Annotated in this window: 18 protein-coding genes; 1 reads left to right on the forward strand and 17 read right to left on the reverse strand. The window is 61.4% G+C overall.

The window, feature by feature from the left end:
* Positions 1-5: 5 nt before the first annotated feature.
* The 5 genes from ACQK2M_RS00455 to ACQK2M_RS00475 all read right to left on the reverse strand — a co-directional run bounded on the left by ACQK2M_RS00455 (position 6) and on the right by ACQK2M_RS00475 (position 5,656).
* Positions 6-2,243 carry a chemotaxis protein CheA gene (locus ACQK2M_RS00455; RefSeq protein ID WP_425416160.1) on the reverse strand — a complete coding sequence of 746 codons (2,238 nt, stop codon included), beginning with the start codon at positions 2,241-2,243 and terminating at the stop codon, positions 6-8.
* A gap of 10 nt (positions 2,244-2,253) precedes the next feature.
* Positions 2,254-2,619: a response regulator gene (locus ACQK2M_RS00460; protein WP_223478922.1), complete on the reverse strand. Its 366-nt coding sequence runs from the start codon at positions 2,617-2,619 to the stop codon at positions 2,254-2,256.
* Positions 2,612-2,950 carry an STAS domain-containing protein gene (locus ACQK2M_RS00465; RefSeq protein ID WP_425416161.1) on the reverse strand — a complete coding sequence of 113 codons (339 nt, stop codon included), beginning with the start codon at positions 2,948-2,950 and terminating at the stop codon, positions 2,612-2,614. Before ACQK2M_RS00465 ends, ACQK2M_RS00460 begins: the two co-directional genes overlap by 8 nt.
* A 3-nt stretch (positions 2,951-2,953) precedes the next feature.
* Positions 2,954-4,945, reverse strand: a complete 1,992-nt coding sequence (locus ACQK2M_RS00470; protein WP_425416162.1) for a methyl-accepting chemotaxis protein — start codon at positions 4,943-4,945, stop codon at positions 2,954-2,956.
* A 135-nt stretch (positions 4,946-5,080) separates the two neighbouring features.
* Positions 5,081-5,656 carry a helix-turn-helix transcriptional regulator gene (locus ACQK2M_RS00475; protein ID WP_425416163.1) on the reverse strand — a complete coding sequence of 192 codons (576 nt, stop codon included), beginning with the start codon at positions 5,654-5,656 and terminating at the stop codon, positions 5,081-5,083.
* A gap of 379 nt (positions 5,657-6,035) precedes the next feature.
* Here ACQK2M_RS00475 and ACQK2M_RS00480 point away from each other — a divergent pair, with 379 nt between their 5' ends.
* Positions 6,036-6,470 carry a hypothetical protein gene (locus ACQK2M_RS00480; RefSeq protein WP_223478926.1) on the forward strand — a complete coding sequence of 145 codons (435 nt, stop codon included), beginning with the start codon at positions 6,036-6,038 and terminating at the stop codon, positions 6,468-6,470.
* Between the two features lie 6 nt (positions 6,471-6,476).
* Here ACQK2M_RS00480 and ACQK2M_RS00485 read toward each other — a convergent pair whose 3' ends face one another.
* The 12 genes from ACQK2M_RS00485 to flgK all read right to left on the reverse strand — a co-directional run bounded on the left by ACQK2M_RS00485 (position 6,477) and on the right by flgK (position 15,317).
* Entirely contained in the window at positions 6,477-6,965 is a 489-nt protein-coding gene (locus tag ACQK2M_RS00485) for a hypothetical protein (RefSeq protein ID WP_425416164.1), read from the reverse strand.
* Positions 6,962-7,357: a hypothetical protein gene (locus ACQK2M_RS00490; RefSeq protein WP_425416165.1), complete on the reverse strand. Its 396-nt coding sequence runs from the start codon at positions 7,355-7,357 to the stop codon at positions 6,962-6,964. The genes ACQK2M_RS00485 and ACQK2M_RS00490 overlap by 4 nt, the downstream gene beginning before the upstream one ends.
* Before the next feature lie 31 nt (positions 7,358-7,388).
* Positions 7,389-7,931: a rod-binding protein gene (locus tag ACQK2M_RS00495; RefSeq protein ID WP_425416166.1), complete on the reverse strand. Its 543-nt coding sequence runs from the start codon at positions 7,929-7,931 to the stop codon at positions 7,389-7,391.
* A gap of 36 nt (positions 7,932-7,967) precedes the next feature.
* Complete coding sequence (locus ACQK2M_RS00500) at positions 7,968-8,384, reverse strand: hypothetical protein (protein ID WP_223478930.1); 417 nt, start codon at positions 8,382-8,384, stop codon at positions 7,968-7,970.
* Position 8,385: 1 nt separating this feature from the next.
* Positions 8,386-9,141: a flagellar biosynthetic protein FliR gene (locus ACQK2M_RS00505; protein WP_425416167.1), complete on the reverse strand. Its 756-nt coding sequence runs from the start codon at positions 9,139-9,141 to the stop codon at positions 8,386-8,388.
* Positions 9,138-11,222, reverse strand: coding sequence for a flagellar biosynthesis protein FlhA (flhA, locus tag ACQK2M_RS00510; RefSeq protein WP_425416168.1), 2,085 nt, complete (start codon positions 11,220-11,222; stop codon positions 9,138-9,140). Before flhA ends, ACQK2M_RS00505 begins: the two co-directional genes overlap by 4 nt.
* Positions 11,223-11,315: 93 nt before the next feature.
* Positions 11,316-11,582, reverse strand: coding sequence for a flagellar biosynthetic protein FliQ (locus ACQK2M_RS00515; protein WP_223478933.1), 267 nt, complete (start codon positions 11,580-11,582; stop codon positions 11,316-11,318).
* Positions 11,582-11,974: a flagellar hook assembly protein FlgD gene (flgD, locus tag ACQK2M_RS00520; protein WP_223478934.1), complete on the reverse strand. Its 393-nt coding sequence runs from the start codon at positions 11,972-11,974 to the stop codon at positions 11,582-11,584. The genes ACQK2M_RS00515 and flgD overlap by 1 nt, the downstream gene beginning before the upstream one ends.
* 5 nt (positions 11,975-11,979) lie before the next feature.
* Positions 11,980-12,432, reverse strand: a complete 453-nt coding sequence (gene flbT, locus ACQK2M_RS00525) for a flagellar biosynthesis repressor FlbT (RefSeq protein WP_425416169.1) — start codon at positions 12,430-12,432, stop codon at positions 11,980-11,982.
* Complete coding sequence (gene flaF / locus ACQK2M_RS00530; protein ID WP_223478936.1) at positions 12,429-12,776, reverse strand: flagellar biosynthesis regulator FlaF; 348 nt, start codon at positions 12,774-12,776, stop codon at positions 12,429-12,431. The genes flbT and flaF overlap by 4 nt, the downstream gene beginning before the upstream one ends.
* 34 nt (positions 12,777-12,810) lie before the next feature.
* Positions 12,811-13,851, reverse strand: coding sequence for a flagellar hook-associated family protein (locus ACQK2M_RS00535; RefSeq protein WP_223478937.1), 1,041 nt, complete (start codon positions 13,849-13,851; stop codon positions 12,811-12,813).
* A 2-nt stretch (positions 13,852-13,853) separates the two neighbouring features.
* Positions 13,854-15,317, reverse strand: a complete 1,464-nt coding sequence (flgK, locus tag ACQK2M_RS00540; RefSeq protein WP_425416170.1) for a flagellar hook-associated protein FlgK — start codon at positions 15,315-15,317, stop codon at positions 13,854-13,856.
* Positions 15,318-15,352: the final 35 nt, after the last annotated feature.

Genomic DNA, 15,352 nt, shown 5'->3' on the forward strand with positions numbered 1-15,352 from the left:
AGTGTTCACCCTGCCATGGATTGAATGATGGGTGCGCCAGGATCCTCGGCCTGGTGCGAAACGATATGATCGCAGTCCAGGATCAGCGCGATCTGACCGTTGCCGAGAATGGTGGCGGCGGCGATGCTGGGCACGCGCTTGTAGTTGGATTCGAGGCTCTTGATGACGACCTGCTGCTGGCCCTCGATCGAATCGACGACGAAAGCGCCCATGCCGTTCTTGCCGCCCTCGACCACCATGATCGTGCCCCTGGTATAGTCGCTGCGCGGTTCGGCGAAGCCGAGCTGGGACCCGACGTCGATGATCGGGATCAGTTGATTGCGCATCTTCACGACACGGCTGTTCCTGCCGACCGTGTAGACATCGCCCGGCTTCAGCGTCGCCGTTTCGAGCACCGCCGAAACGGGGAGCACCAGCGTCTGGTCCGCCTCCTTGACGATCATGCCGTCGAGGACGGCGAGCGTCAGAGGCAGGCTCATCGAGAAGAGCGATCCGTTGCCCGGATCGGACGAGATGTTGACGCGGCCGCCCAGCGACTGGATCGACTGGCGCACGACATCCATGCCGACACCGCGGCCCGAAACGTCGGTGATCGCTTCGGCCGTCGAAAAGCCCGGCGCGAAGATCAGGTTGTCGATATCGTCGTCGGAGAGCTTCGCGTCGCGGGCGACGATTCCCTTCTCCATCGCCTTGTCGAGCACGCGTTCGCGATTGATGCCGGCGCCGTCATCCCTGATTTCGATGACGATACGACCGGAACTGTGATAGGCGGACAGCCTGACCGTGCCCTGGACCGGTTTTCCCTTGGCCTCGCGGGTTTCCGGATCCTCGATACCGTGATCGACGGCATTGCGGATCATGTGCGTCAGCGGGTCGATCAGTCCCTCGATGACCGTCGTATCGACCTCGGTGTGCTCGCCTTCGAGTTCCAGCATGGCCTTCTTGCCAGTAGCGGCGCAGACCTCGCGGATGATGCGCGACATGCGCATGAAGACCGGTTTGACCGGCTGCGCGCGGATCGCCATGACACCACTCTGGATCTCGCGCGTCAGATTCTGCAACTCGACCAGAGCGAGCGCGGCGGGAGACGCATTGCCGAAGCCGGCCTGGCCGATGCGTTCGGCCAGCATGGCCTGGTTGATCACCAGTTCGCCCATCAGGTTGATCAGGCGATCGACCTTCTCTGATTCGACCCGGATCGTCTGGCTCGCCTTCTTGACTTCCTTCTTCTCGGCGCGCTGCCCCGCGGCTGCGACGGCTTCCACGATGGCGGGGTCCACAACCCGCTCCTGCGGTTCGTCCGCACCAGCGGCAACAGTGGCGGGAGCACCGATATCGGCAGCCTCAAGCGACCCGATCAGGTCGGCGACGGGGTTTTTCGGCTCTTCGACTTCCGGCTCGGGATCCTGTCCGAAATCATCGATATCGGCACTCGGCTCGGTTTCATCGAGCGTTTGCAGGAACGCATCGAGATCCACGCCGTCATCCATGGCAGCTGCGCCTGTCTCCTCGATGGAAAGGGCGCATTCGCCGTCCACCCAGTCGAACACCGCCTCGATATCCTCGCGCGAACGGTCCGTCTCGATGTCGACCTGCCATTTGAGATAGGTCTCGTCGGGTGTCAGTTCGCTGAGCTTCGGCAGTTCGGCGCTGTCGCAGGTCACGCTCAGCGTTCCCATTTCCGCCAGTTCGCGGAAGAGACGCAACGGATCGTGCCCCTTCAGATAGAGGCTCGCATGCGGCATGAACGAGATGCGGAAGCTGTCGCCGGACGGTGCGTCGCTGACACCCAGATCGCCGAGGTCGATCATGACCGGCGCGAAATCCGCCAGCGCATCTTCTTCCGCAGCCGCCTCTTCGGCATCACCGAGACCGAAAGATGCCTCCAGTTCGCCGGCCAGAGCCGAATTGTCCTGCGGCTCAGCACCGGTACGCTCCGCCTCGATGACGTCGGACAAGACGTCGACCGAGCGCAGTAGCAAATCCATCCGGGTCTCGTTGACCTGGGAAAGATCGTTGCGGATCACGTCCAGCGCGTTTTCGAACACATGCGCGAAGGAGACCAACGCGTTGTAGCCGAAGGCGCCGGCACCGCCCTTGATCGAATGAACCGCGCGAAAGACGGCGTTGACGGTGTCCATGTCGGGGCCCGACGACTGGATCTCGTGCAATCCCGTCTCAAGCTCCGCCATCTGGTCGGCGCATTCGGCGAAGAATGTTTCCTTGATGTCGTCCAGGCTCATGGGTTCCGTCCTACGGCATCACGCGGTTGACGGCCCGTGTCAGCTTCTCGGGATCGAAGGGCTTGACGATCCAGCCGGTCGCGCCGGCACTCTGGGCGCGCTGTTTCTTCTCAGGCGCGCTCTCCGTCGTCAGGACGAGGATCGGCACGCGGTTGTACTGTTCGGAACTGCGGACGTTCTCGATGAACTCGAAACCGTCCATGACCGGCATGTTGATGTCGGTGATGACGACATCGGGCTGGGATTCGCGCAGTTTCTCGATCCCGTCGGCACCATCCTCTGCCGTCACGACGTCGAAACCGGCGCCCGAGAGCGTGTGGCGAAGCATTTCCCGCATCGTCCGGGAGTCATCTACTGTCAAAATCTTCTTAAGCATGATTGGCGTCCCCTACTTCCAAATCAGCGGCCGAAAGGCCGAGCGTATCCAGATTTTCCTCGAAAATTGTCGATCGTCCGCTCCAGGTCAGCGGCATGCCGTCCTCGCGCCATAGGCGGGCGGCGGACATCAGGACCTGGATGCAGGGCGTGTCGATGCGTTCGACGGCGGTTGCATCGACAATAAGCGCGTTGGTGCGGGCGGACAGGATCGCGTCCGCGATCTGCGTGGCCGTTTCGCCCTGCATGCTCGCCGGCAGTGTCATCACGTAGCCGGCTTCGCCTTCTGCGATGCAACTGGCCATCGGATTTGCAGCTGATTTGCGTGCCATGATCTAGAACTCTCCCCATTCGTCCTTGAGAGCGGCGTTGCCGACGGTGCGTCCGCGATAGGCGGCCGGCGCCCGCTGCGGCGAACGGTCGGCGGACCGTACGTGCCTCGTTTCCCGATGCGCGCGATATGGCTCGCGCGGGGCGATTTGTTCCGAAACCCGAAATACCGAGATCAATTGCGCAAGATGCTCGATTTCCTCGGTCAGCGAATGACTCGCCGCGCTGGCCTGTTCGGCCATCGCCGCGTTCTGCTGGGTCACTTCATCCATTTCGCCGACGGAGACATTTAGCTGCTTGAGCGCGACGGACTGCTCGATCGCGCCATTGGCGATCACCTCCACGGCGCCGGAAATCTCTACGACCTGCCCGGCAATACGATGCAGCGTGTCGCCGGTCTTGTTGACCAGTTCCGAGCCGGTCGCGACCTGGCCGGATGATTTGAAGATCAGCTGCTTGATTTCCTTGGCCGCTGCGGCTGAACGCTGGGCCAGTTCGCGTACTTCCTGCGCGACCACGGCGAAGCCCCTGCCGGCATCGCCGGCGCGCGCCGCTTCGACCCCCGCATTGAGCGCCAACAGGTTGGTCTGGAACGCGATCTCGTCGATCACCGAGATGATCTGGCTGATTTCGGTCGCCGATTTCTCGATGTCGGCCATCGCCTCAAGGGCCTTGGTGACGATGCCGCCGCTTGCTTCCGCATCTTCGCGCGCCGTGTTGACGAGCTTCATGGAGCTCTCGGCGCCTTCCGACGATTTCTGGACCGTTGCGGTGATCTGTTCGAGCGTCGTGGCCGCTTCCTGAAGGGACGCGGCCTGCTGCTCGGTGCGCCGCGACAGGTCGTTGGAGGCGGTAAAGATCTCTTGCGACCCGGATTCGATGCCGGTCGCGGTCATGGCGATCTTCTCGAAGGTGCCGGAGATCTTGCCAAGCGCCATGTTGAAATCGACGCGCAGCCGTTCCAGCTCGCCATCGAAGGGCTCTTCAATGTCGCAGTCGAGATCACCTTCGGATAACCGGCTCAGCGCCTCTGCGAGGGCGGAAACCGCAATGTTCGTCTGCTCGGCCCGATCCGCCAACTCGGCGTCGCTCTGCGCCTTGATATTATCGGCGCGCTGGCGGTCCATCGCTGCCTGACGTTCGGTTTCGAGCTTTTCGGCTGCCGTTTCACGGAAAATCGTCAAGGCCTTTGCGATGCTCCCGACCTCATCGCCGCGATGGGTATAGGGCACCTCCTCGTCGCTTTCGCCATGCGCAAGATCGGCGGTGTAGCCGGCGATATTGACGAGCGGGCGAACGACGGTGCGGTGAAGCGCAATCAGGAAGCCACCGATCATCAGCAATGCGACGCCGAAGGCGGCATGGAAGACCCATCCGAAGGCCGCCATATCCGCTTTGCTGTCGCGTTCGACCGAAGCGAGATAGGTTTCGGCATCCTCGGAGGCGCGCACCATGATCGCCTTGTGCTGGAGGAAGCGCTCCTTGAGGATATCGAGGGACTGCTTGATCTCGGCTGCGCCGAGACCGATTCCGCCGGAGTTTTCCAACTTGGGAAAGAAATTGTTCTCCGCCTCGATCCAGAAACGGTCGAGGACCGTCGGCGAATCGACAGTGATGAGCTTGCGGATGTGTTCGGGAATCTTCGCCTTCTCCCAGCGCTGGAGCTGGTCGAAATAGGCGTCCTTGTGCGTCCGGTATTCCGCGAAGTAGCGGTCCCGGTTCCAGGGTTCCTGCGAGGCCTGCACGATCGTCAGAAAGGCTTCGACGATGTAGGAGGAGGGCGGCAGGATGTCGGCGATCAAATCCTTAACGACAGTGATGCTGTCGTAGGCGGCGCTGCCGATGCTGGTCCGGTTTTGCCGATAGTCGGAAACAGCGAGCAGGACGAGAAAATTGACCGCAATGACGACGGCGAAAAGCTTCAGCCCGTTGGACAGGTTCCAACGGCTTTTCGCTGGCGCGCGGCCACGCGTCGCAGAATTGGCGGGATTTCCCATGCCCAAGCGGTCCCAAGAAATGGAAGTAGATCGCACATTCCGGATCTGCCGGGACTTGGATGGGCTTCATGCCGGGCTATAACGCCACCAAGCACGACTAGGTAATCCCATTTACGTTAACGAAAATTAAATTTCCTAAAGGACGCTATTGATGTCCAGGATACCCAGCCGCACCGCCGTCGTGATCGCATGCATCCGATTGACGGCATTGAGCTTTTTCGTCGCGCTGATCAGGTAGTGATTGACCGTGTGGGTCGACAGCGAAAGGATGATCGCGATCTCGTCGCTTGTCTTGCCCTCCGCGCACCAGCGCAGGCATTCGCGTTCGCGGACCGTGATGCGAATTTCCGTTTCAGGGCGGGCTCTTGCGCCAATCGTGACCTGATCGAAAACGACTTGCAGAAGCCCCTGGCAATGCAGCACTTCCTCGGCGCGCGGCAGGTCCTCGTCCGATGCGGACTGGGCGACGTACAGGAGCGTTTCGGCCGGCGTGCTTCGGCGGAAGAAAACATGGAAGCGAGACCGGGCCAGTTCAAGCCAGGCAGGGTCGGCCTTGCGCGCGGTGTGGCGGATGACGACCGGATCGCTCGAGAAATCCCATATATAAGGGACGGCGCGGTCCAGCAATGCGCGCGAGAAATCTGAGCTCTCGTCGGACAGGATGTCGGACATGAAGGCGGAGACCTGCGGATCGAGGGTCGATTCCGTCAACTCGACGCGAAGCCCGTTGATTCTGATCAGGCGATAAATCGCATATCGCCTCGAGCTGACGATCGTGTTTATGTCCGCGACAATTCGGCCGCAATCAACAGTCTCATTGGATAAGCCATCGATTACGGAATCCGGAATTCGAGCTGTCGACATTGAAGCGTTCCGCGTGTTTTCAATTCGCTCAGGAGTACGCTTCGCCGGGAGCGGCGAACAGGTAACTTCCCATATGTTGCCGTAACGGTTTCGACCGTAACCCGAAGCGAACTGTCTTTCCAGCCAATCGGCGAAACATACCGTTTCAACTCCTTCCGAATAGCTCCGCGCAAGCGAATAGCGGCACAATGGCGGTCGAACTGTTCAGCCGACCGGAGGAAAAAGCGTGGCCGCACCCAGCAGTCTTGTCCGGTACTCCGTCACCGGGGCGACCGCCTGTGTCGCGGCGGTTGCCGGGGTTTACCTGCAAATCATGCTCGCGCAGCCGTCGAACTCGGCGACCGATCCACATGGCGCCTCGCATGCGAGCGGTGACGGGGTCAAGTTTCCGCCCATGGCGGTGCCGATCTACTCGCAATCCGGCAAGGTCGGCTATTGCGTGATGCGGGTGGAATATGACGACGCGCGCGGCAACGCCGATGAATGGCGCATGGCCGTGTCCCAGGTGACCAACGACCTCTATCTTCAGTTCACCGCCGTTCTCGAGAAGAATGCCGACGGACCCGAAGTGTGCGCAACACGTGTCGGCATGCGGACCGACAAGTTCGTCATCTACAAGGCGGAGTTCTACGAACAGATCGACCCCAACAAACTCGAGTGATCACGTTCAGCGGTTTTCCGAGGATTCGAAGCGGGAATCGCCCGGCACGCGCACGGAATTCTTGTCGAAGAAATCGAGCTGTTCGATGAGCACGTCAGCCACGACCTCGCGCCCCGCCGTCTCGTTGGCGATTTCGCGCAACCGCTGCATGGATTCGCGCAAACGCGACCAGCCGTCCGGGTGGGCAAGCTTGTCCGCCTCGGCGTAGAAATGCCGGCTGAGGGCATCCAGCATCACAGTGTTGAGCGGCAGGCCCAAGGCCGCCTCTTCCCTGGCGATCGTCTTGACCGTGAACCGCCCGGTCACATAGCCGACGATACCGGTTTCGTTGACATAGGGAATGGCGAACAGGTCGGTCTTGAAATCGTTGTAGCGCGTGTGATCGACCGCGACCGTCCCGTCGGCGGCCGGTTCCGGCGCCATCTGCTGGCCGAGATAGATGCCGCCGAGCGTGACCGCGGCAACCCACAGACCGAAGACCACCTGACCGATCATTCGTAACCGGCCGGCAGTCGCGAGACGGAGGTATAGGTGCCATCGGATTCGGCACGCTCGATCGCGTCACCGAGAATCCCGATGACATCACGCGTCGCCGTCATTTGGGCGCGCAACGCCGCGGCGTTGCCCTCGACCTTCTTGCGCAAAGCACTCAGCTCGGCGCGGATCTCGTCATCGATCTCGAAGCGCGCCAGTTCGCGCGAGACGATGTTCAGTTCGTAGAGGCAACGGTTCTTGCGCGTGTTGGCGGCAGTCAGGTCGATCACCGGGTTGGACCGCAGCATCCTCGTTTCGGCCTCGATGGTTTCGCCGATGCGCGCAAACAGGAGCTTGAGCTGCTTTGCGCCGAGAACGCCCTTGCGCTGAGCGGGCCGCGTAGCTGTCGTCATGCCGGTCTTCCTTTCATCGCCATCCTGGCGGTCAGCCCTTCTCATCCGGCGTGGCGAGCTCCATCATCTTGCGGATGAAGTCGCGGCTGATCTCGTTGGTGCCGGTGCGCGCCGCATCGATGGCGCGGTTTTCTTTCGGCGTGGCCTCGGCGTCGTTGATGCCGGAAATCGCTGCGACATCCTCGCCGGAGCGCACGAAATAATTCGAGATCTTCTCGGCGACGCCGAAATCGGCCGTCTTGACCACCTGGCTGGCGATCTGCTCGGCCATCATGGATTTCCAGACGCCGCCGGCAAAGCCGCCGCCAAAGAAGCTCTCACCTTCCTCGCCCATCATGTCGGTGATCATGTTGGCCACGAGCAGAGCTTCGAATTCCTTCGCCGCTTCATGCGCATCCTTTCCCTGATGCACCCGCGAAAGGTGCCTGCCGATTTTCGAGACTTCGGAAAGGATGCTCGACGCGTCGGTGCCTCCGGCGGCACCCGCAAGGCGCGTCTCCACATTTCGCGCGCGCTGCGGATCGGCCGCGCGCGCAACGTCGAGAATGAGATCCGATGGAAAATCGACCGCCATGCGTCTCCTGCCGCCGGACATTGAACTGCCTGACGATCAGCCTAACCCGCCAATCTTGCTTGAAGCTGACAGATAGCGCGCGAGCCGCTGGTCGATCGTCTCGGACTGGGCTGCGTTTTCGCCGGCGCGCGCATCCGTGGCGCGCTGTTCCGCGTGACGCTCCTCGATCGCCTCCAGCTTTTTCTTCTCGCGCAGAAGCTTGCGACCCGCCTCCCCGGCATGCCGTTCGGCGTCGGCCTTTTCGATCATCGTGTTCTCGAGGCGACGCGCGACGAGATCCGGGAACAGGTCGAGGACGGGATTGCCGCCGGAAAGAGCGCGTTGGAGCTCGCGGATCGATTGTTCCGCCGACGCGACGCGGTTTCGCGCATCGGCGAGGTCGCGTTCGCAGACGGCCTTGACCGCGCGCTGCAAGCGCAGGAGCCGGCCGAAATCCGTCCTCTGCCCGTCCATCTCAGCGCAGCCCGTACATCCCGGAGAACCCGTCGCCGAAAAGGCTCAGCATGTAGGGCACCGAGAAATACATGATGGTGAGCCCGATCGCGAGCACGAAGGGCAGCGATATGAAGTAGATTGGAATCTGGACCGACAGCTTGTTGAGAAGACCGACGCCCAGATTGATGATGATGGCGAAGCCGATGAAGGGACTGCCGAGGCGCAACGCGACAAGGAAGCTCTCGCGCAGAACATCGACGAGATCGACGAGCAGGATGCGGGTATCGGGGAAACGGTCCAGCGGCATGATATCGTAGGAGCCGAGAAGCGCGCCGATGACGACGTGATGAAAGTCCAGCGTGAAAAGGATCATCAGGGCGGAAAGAGACAGGAAGGCGGTGAGCGCCGACTGCATCTCGAAGCCGTCGATATTGACGCCGAGCATGCCGCCATAGCCGATCGACATGCCGACGCCGGTTATGATGAACTCCAGGGCGAGCAGATAGTAGCGCGCGATCAGGCCGAAAAAGGTGCCGATGATCGTCTCGCTGACGATCAGGCGCAGCAAGGTCGCCGGGCTTGGATCGGCCAGGAAATCGCGCATCTGCACGCCGATGATGGACGAAACGGCGACGGCCACCGCAAGCGCCGCCAGGATGCGAATCTGCGGCGAAACACGGGCGCTCGACATGCCCGGCAAAACCATGAAACACGCGCCGACGCGGCAAAAGACGAGAAACGCGGCGAGGATATCCGCCGACAGCGCGGCGATCACGAGACGGTCCCGAGGATTCTGATCTCCATGCCCTTGCCGATTTCGAGATGCGACAGGACCGGGGTGTCGGGGTGCATGCGCTCGACGATCATGCGCACATAGGGGCGTGCCTCGGGCGAGGTGACGATGGCGAAGCGCCGGTTCTGCTTCTTGTAGCCCTCGATCACCTTGTTGATGTCGTTGCCGAACTCCTCCAGCAATCGGGGATCGATGTCGAACTGGTGAATGTCGCCCTTGGCGTCGCGCTTGAGGCTTTCGCGGAACACCATGTCCCAGCGATTGCCGAGCCTCAAAACATGAAGCACGCCATGCTCGGTGATGTCGCCACACAATTGTTGCGCGATGCGCCCGCGCACATGCTCGACGATCGTTTCCGTGCGACGCGTCGACGGAGCGATCTCGGCGACGGCCTCGATGATCAGAGGCAGATTGCGGATCGACACGCGCTCGGCGAGCAGCAGCTTGAGAACCGCCTGTAGTCCCGGATAGGAGGAATGGGTCGTGCAGATTTCCTCGGTCAGCTTGCGATATTCCGGGTCGAGCCGCTCTACGACAGCCTTCATGGTCTTGTAGGAGAAGAGCTGCGGCAGGTTGTTGCGGATGACCTCGCTGAGATGGGTCAGCACCACCGCGACATTGTCGGCGGTCGCGATGCGCGCGGTCTTCAGATCGTCGGCGAAGGTCTCGGGCACAGACAGCGCATCGATCCCGTAGGCGGGTTCCCTGACCTTTTCGAAGGGGATGCCCTTGAGCTGGGCGGGTTCCGCGAACACCATCAGTTCACCGATCCTCAGATCGTATTCGGCGACGACGGTGCCGTGAACCTTGATCTGATAGACCTTCGGCGAGATCCCGTAATCGTCGGTGATCTGGATATCGGGAACGATGAAGCCGTAATCGGTGGCGAAGCGCTTGCGCATCTTCTTCATGCGGAACGCCATTTCCTGCCGGCTGGGAACGAGCTTGGCCGCCAGTTGCTTTCCAAGAACGAGTTCGAGTTCGGTGGCGCGAAGCGATTCCTTGATCGAATCGCGCTCCTCTTCCTCGCGCTGGGTGCGGGCGTCGTCGACTTTCTGCTGTTCCTCGGCCGCGCGGCGCTGGGCGGCCAGCGGGCGCATGTACCCGATCCCGGCGAGGATACCGGCGAGCGCCATGAAAGGAATAAAGGGCAGCCCCGGCATCAGGCTCAGGGCCGCGAGCATCGCCGCCGCCACGAAAAGCGCGCGGGGATACTTGCCGAGCTGGTCCAGCACCGCCTTGTCGGCGGAGCCGATCGTGCCGCCCTTGGAAACGAGAAGACCGGCGGCAAGCGAAACGATCAGCGCGGGTATCTGCGACACGAGGCCGTCGCCGACCGAAAGCTTGGTGAAGACGTCCACCGCCTCCGAGATCGACATGCCGTGGCGGGTGTAACCGATCACGATGCCGCCGACGATGTTGATGGCGGTGATGATCAGTCCGGCGATCGCGTCGCCACGCACGAATTTCGATGCGCCGTCCATCGAACCGTAGAAGGAACTCTCCTCCTCCAGTTCCTTGCGCCGGGCGCGGGCCTCCTCGTCATTGATCATGCCGGCCGACAAATCGGCGTCGATCGACATCTGCTTGCCTGGAATGGCATCGAGCGTGAAGCGCGCGCCGACTTCCGCGATACGCGTGGAGCCCTTCGTGATGACCAGGAAGTTGACGACCACCAGGATGAAGAAAACCACCAGCCCGATAACGAAGTCGCCGCTCATCACGAAGCTGGAGAAGCCCCCGATCACATGCCCCGCAGCCTCGGTGCCGTGCTGGCCTTCCGAGAGGATGGTGCGCGTGGTCGCGATGTTGAGCGACAGGCGTAGCATGGTGGCGATCAGCAGGATCGTCGGGAAGGACGAGAAATCGAGCGGTTTCGAGATCCACAGCGCCACCATCAGGATCAGCACCGAGAAGGCGAGCGACAGCGCGAGGCCGAAATCGATCAGGAAGACGGGTACGGGAAGGAACAGGATCGCCAGCATCACGACGATGCCGATGGCGAAAGCAACATCGCGCCCGTTGGCTATCTCGGGCTTGCTGGCGACATCAATGCTGGCCAAGGAAACTGTCTCTGCCGGGGCTGGAGTGGCGGTTCATCCATCCGCGATATCACGCCAGCCTTGCGCCAGGCTTTGGTCGCGTGGCGAGACGGGTCAGAAACCGGTGGCGATGCGGCTGAAGACAACGTCCGTAAGTCGCCCGATCTGCGAGCCGATGAAGGGCGCCGACACGGAGACGGTCAGGAAGATCGCGATGATCTTGGGCACGAATGTGAGCGTGATTTCCTGGACCTGCGTCAATGCCTGGACCAGCGCGATGCCGACGCCGACGATCATCGCGATGAGGACGGCCGGCGCCGATGTGACGAGGACCGTCCAGATCGCGAATTGCACGATGTCGAGGGCGTCGGCCTCACTCATCAGCTGATCGTGACGCCGCCGCCGATGACCACCTGCTCGCCATTTTCGAGCACGGCGGCGATGCCGTCGTCGAAGACGCGCACTTCCTTGATTTCGCCCGTAACCTCGCCGTCGGGCGTCGTCAGCGTGCGCCCGATGATCGAGCCGGCCTGCTGGAGGTAGCTCATCTGGATCAGGTCATCGAGTTTGTTGTTGGTCTGGATTCCCTGCTCGACATTCGAGAATGTCGCGAGCTGGGCGACATATTCCGTGGAATCCATCGGCTCCGTCGGATCCTGGTGCTTCAGTTCCGCGACCAGGAGCTTGAGGAACGACTCGTAATCGACCTGGGACTTGGCGGTCGATACGGCGGCCGTCGATGTCGCGCTGGTGGCGCTGGTTACCTCGGTCATGCTGCTTACCCCGCTATCGCTTCCTTCACCGGCGCGGTTTCCTTCAGGACCCTGACTGCGGCCGGATTGTTTTGCAGGATCTCTTCTTCAATGGCATAGAGGCCGCGAATGGTTTTCAGCGCCTCGTAGTATTTTTCCTCGGTTACCAGCCGATCCACGTGTTTGAGCTCGGTGAGGATCTTCTGGTTGCTGAAGGCCGCGATGAGGGCGGGCAGGCTTTCGCGGAACAGCGGCATCGCCGCTTCCTTGTCGTTGGGCGACATCACCATCACCTGGACGATGAAATAGAGCTGGCGCAGCGGCGTGGTCGCGTCCTCGGCCTGCAGGACATGGTTTTCCAACAGGAACTGGACGTCGTTCAGCAACTCCAGCGAGACCTTGCGGTCAACACGGATCACCGCACCATTGATGAAGATGCGCTCATTCGCCTTCAGAAATATCTTGAAAGAACTCTTCATGACATTCCGCCCCTGATGATTTTCGTGATGTCCACGATCCCCTTGATGTTGTCGGACTCGTCTTTTCGGATCTTGTCTGATTCCCGAAGGATCCAAATGCCGATGGAGATCAGGTTTGCCCGCAATTCCTTGGGGAGCGCATTGTCCGGACTTGCAAGATCCTCGAGCAATGCCGACCAGAGCCGGATCGTGAAATGGATGGCGTCCACGCGCGCGAAGGATTTCGGTCCCTCCCGGTCGGCCTTTTCGAGAAGCTCGATCGACTGATCCAGCAGTTGCCGTTCGCGCTCGCGGGCGTCGGCGGGAGAATCTTCTTCGATCTCGGCGTATCGCAACATTATCATTTTGTACCGACCATGGTTGTTTGCTGACGCTACGTTAGAGGTAATTCATGAGAGAGAGCTGCTGGATGCGCGCGGTGACCGAATAGGACACCTCGATCTGCGTCAGAAGCGTGTTGAGCTCGATCGACTTCTCGTAGGGATCGACCGATTCGAGCTCGCTGGCGAATGTCTCAAGCAGCGATTTCTGCGAGATCAGCGCTTCGTTGGCGCGCTCGACGCGCTCCTGGACAAGACCGACCTGGCCCTGAAGCTCAGTCAGGCTGCCAGCGGCGGTTCCGGCATTGGAGATCACGTATTCCGATACGCCGGAAATTGCTTCGGCACCCATTGCGCTGTCATAGAGTTCGGTCGCGACGACGGACGCCAGCATCAGATGCCGAAACGAACTTTCATTGGCGCTGACGGACGTATTCGCGGTGACCTCCGCCGAAATCCGCGACACCATGACCTCGTCGGTCGCCGACGACATGTTTGTGTTCCAGCCGGCGCCGAGGAACATCGGCTCGACCTGCGTGGTCATGAAATCGTCGATCTGCGCACGGGTGATCGAGGCGGCCGCCGCGTCGTTCTTGCCAAAGCCGAAATAGGTCTGGAACGCGGTGTCGAACGCCGCCTTCGCGCCACCGGTTTCGTAGTCGCTCATCGGCTTTTCGTCGGCGTTGAGGCCGGAAAACACAAAAACGCCGTTGACCTGCGTGTTGAGAATCGAGGTCATCTCCGCGATGACGTTCTCCGCTGTCTGACGGGCCGCGTAATTCTGTCCGGAATGGCCCATCACGATACCGACCGCATTGGTCAATTCGTCGGCGAGGTTGTTCATCCGCGTCATGCTTTCCTGCGTCGCGGTCAACCTGGTACCGACCTGCTCGTTGGTATCGATCAGGCGCTGGGTATGGTCGATATCGGCAACGAAGGAGGCGAGTTTGCGGGTCTCGGCGCCAAGCGCCAGACCGACGTCGTTATGCTTGCCATTGACGACCTCCTGCTGCAGGCCCGGCAGGGAGCCTTGCAACCTCGCCGTGCTGTTGCGCAGAGCGAGGGATACGGCGAGCGAGGAAATGGCCGAGGTCTTCATGGCTAGTTCACCGCCGCCATGAGGACATCGAGCATCTCGTCGACCGCGCGAATGATGCGTGCCGAGGCCTCGTATGACTGCTCGAGATTGATCAGAATCGCCATTTCCTCGTCGATATTGACGCCGGTGGCGGATTGCAGCGCACCGTCCAGCCTCTCATAGAGGGCGGTCTTGGAATCAGCGGCTTCCGTCGCGGTCTTGCGCAGCGACTCCAGCCATCCGAGTGAGGATTCCGCGTAGCCGGAGACCGAATAGATGCCGGCGATGCCCGCGCCGATATCCGTCGGCAAGGGATCGTTCATGCGCTCGGCATAGTCGATCAACCGGTCTGCATAGCCCGCGCCGCCGGTGGTGTTGGCGACATAGGCCGCGCCGTTCGCGCCGCCGTCACGCAGAAGTTCGGGATCACCGCCAATGGAGGGGTCGAAGGCCGCGTTGACAGAGAGCGTCACGGCGATACCACTGCTCACCGTTCCCGTTGCAGGGATGGCAGGACCGCCCGCATAGGTGAAGAGACCGGCCATCGCCGGCGCCATGCCGCCACTTGTATCGGTTTCGGCGAAGTTCGTGACCAGACCGCGCGCGACCTCGTCGAGCTGGCTCTGCAATTGCACAGCAATGTCGTCGCGCATCTGCACCATGGCGGCGAGCGAGCCGACGGAATCGGTGTTGGCCCCGTCGCCGCCGATGATCGGCACGCCGTCGATGCGGATCGCGTTGCCGGTCATGCCCGGCGAATAGGAATTCAGCGGTTCGAAGGTGACCGAGCGAGGCACCGTCTCGAACAGGGTCACACCCTGCCCGGTGTAAAGCGCGTAGTCATTGCCGTCCCGCTGCACGACGGAGACCGGGACAAATTCGGAGATCCGCTTGAGTATCGTGTCGCGCTCGTCGAGGGCGTCATTGATGTCGGCGCCGACACGGGTTCCCTGGATGACCTCGTCATTGACCTGCTTGAAGGACACCAGGAGATCGTTCAGCGCGGAGACGGAGTTCGAGATGTCCTGGTCGATATCGCCGCGATACTCCTGGATGGCGAGCGACGCGCTGTTCAGCCCGTCTGCGACCTCCTTGGCAGAATAGACCGCCGAGGATGCGAGCAGAGTATTGGACGGATCCGACGAATAGAGCTGGAGCGCGTCCTCGAATGCGGCGAGGAGCGTTGAAGGCGCTGTCGAATTATCGGTCCCGTTGACCAGCCTTTGCAGGCGATCCGCGCCCGAACTGATGAATGATTGCGCGGTGCTGTTGGACAAGGCGCGCAGGCTGTCGCGAAGCAGGTCCTGGTCGCTGTTGCGGCGGACATCGACGACCCGCGCGCCGTTCAGGCTGCTGACCACAACGGCGTCGCGTCGCACATAGTTCTCGTTGGACGCCTCGGTGATATTGCGAGTCGTCACGATCGTCTGACGCGCGGTATTCATCAAGGAATTCTGCGCTGTCCTGATCGCCGCGGTGAGAGACATGGTCAGGCCACCCGAACGGTCCGGTCAATGCGCCG

The organism is Oricola indica (assembly GCF_965227485.1).
GTDB classification, from domain to species: Bacteria; Pseudomonadota; Alphaproteobacteria; order Rhizobiales; family Rhizobiaceae; genus Oricola; species Oricola indica.

Coding starts and splice junctions, on each gene's coding strand:
- ACQK2M_RS00455 (WP_425416160.1), bottom strand. CDS start 2,243: ATGAGCCTGGACGACATCAAGGAAACATTCTTCGCCGAATGCGCCGAC.
- ACQK2M_RS00460 (WP_223478922.1), bottom strand. CDS start 2,619: ATGCTTAAGAAGATTTTGACAGTAGATGACTCCCGGACGATGCGGGAA.
- ACQK2M_RS00465 (WP_425416161.1), bottom strand. CDS start 2,950: ATGGCACGCAAATCAGCTGCAAATCCGATGGCCAGTTGCATCGCAGAA.
- ACQK2M_RS00470 (WP_425416162.1), bottom strand. CDS start 4,945: ATGGGAAATCCCGCCAATTCTGCGACGCGTGGCCGCGCGCCAGCGAAA.
- ACQK2M_RS00485 (WP_425416164.1), bottom strand. CDS start 6,965: ATGATCGGTCAGGTGGTCTTCGGTCTGTGGGTTGCCGCGGTCACGCTC.
- ACQK2M_RS00490 (WP_425416165.1), bottom strand. CDS start 7,357: ATGACGACAGCTACGCGGCCCGCTCAGCGCAAGGGCGTTCTCGGCGCA.
- ACQK2M_RS00495 (WP_425416166.1), bottom strand. CDS start 7,931: ATGGCGGTCGATTTTCCATCGGATCTCATTCTCGACGTTGCGCGCGCG.
- ACQK2M_RS00500 (WP_223478930.1), bottom strand. CDS start 8,384: ATGGACGGGCAGAGGACGGATTTCGGCCGGCTCCTGCGCTTGCAGCGC.
- ACQK2M_RS00515 (WP_223478933.1), bottom strand. CDS start 11,582: ATGAGTGAGGCCGACGCCCTCGACATCGTGCAATTCGCGATCTGGACG.
- flgD (WP_223478934.1), bottom strand. CDS start 11,974: ATGACCGAGGTAACCAGCGCCACCAGCGCGACATCGACGGCCGCCGTA.
- flbT (WP_425416169.1), bottom strand. CDS start 12,432: ATGAAGAGTTCTTTCAAGATATTTCTGAAGGCGAATGAGCGCATCTTC.
- flaF (WP_223478936.1), bottom strand. CDS start 12,776: ATGATAATGTTGCGATACGCCGAGATCGAAGAAGATTCTCCCGCCGAC.
- ACQK2M_RS00535 (WP_223478937.1), bottom strand. CDS start 13,851: ATGAAGACCTCGGCCATTTCCTCGCTCGCCGTATCCCTCGCTCTGCGC.
- flgK (WP_425416170.1), bottom strand. CDS start 15,317: ATGTCTCTCACCGCGGCGATCAGGACAGCGCAGAATTCCTTGATGAAT.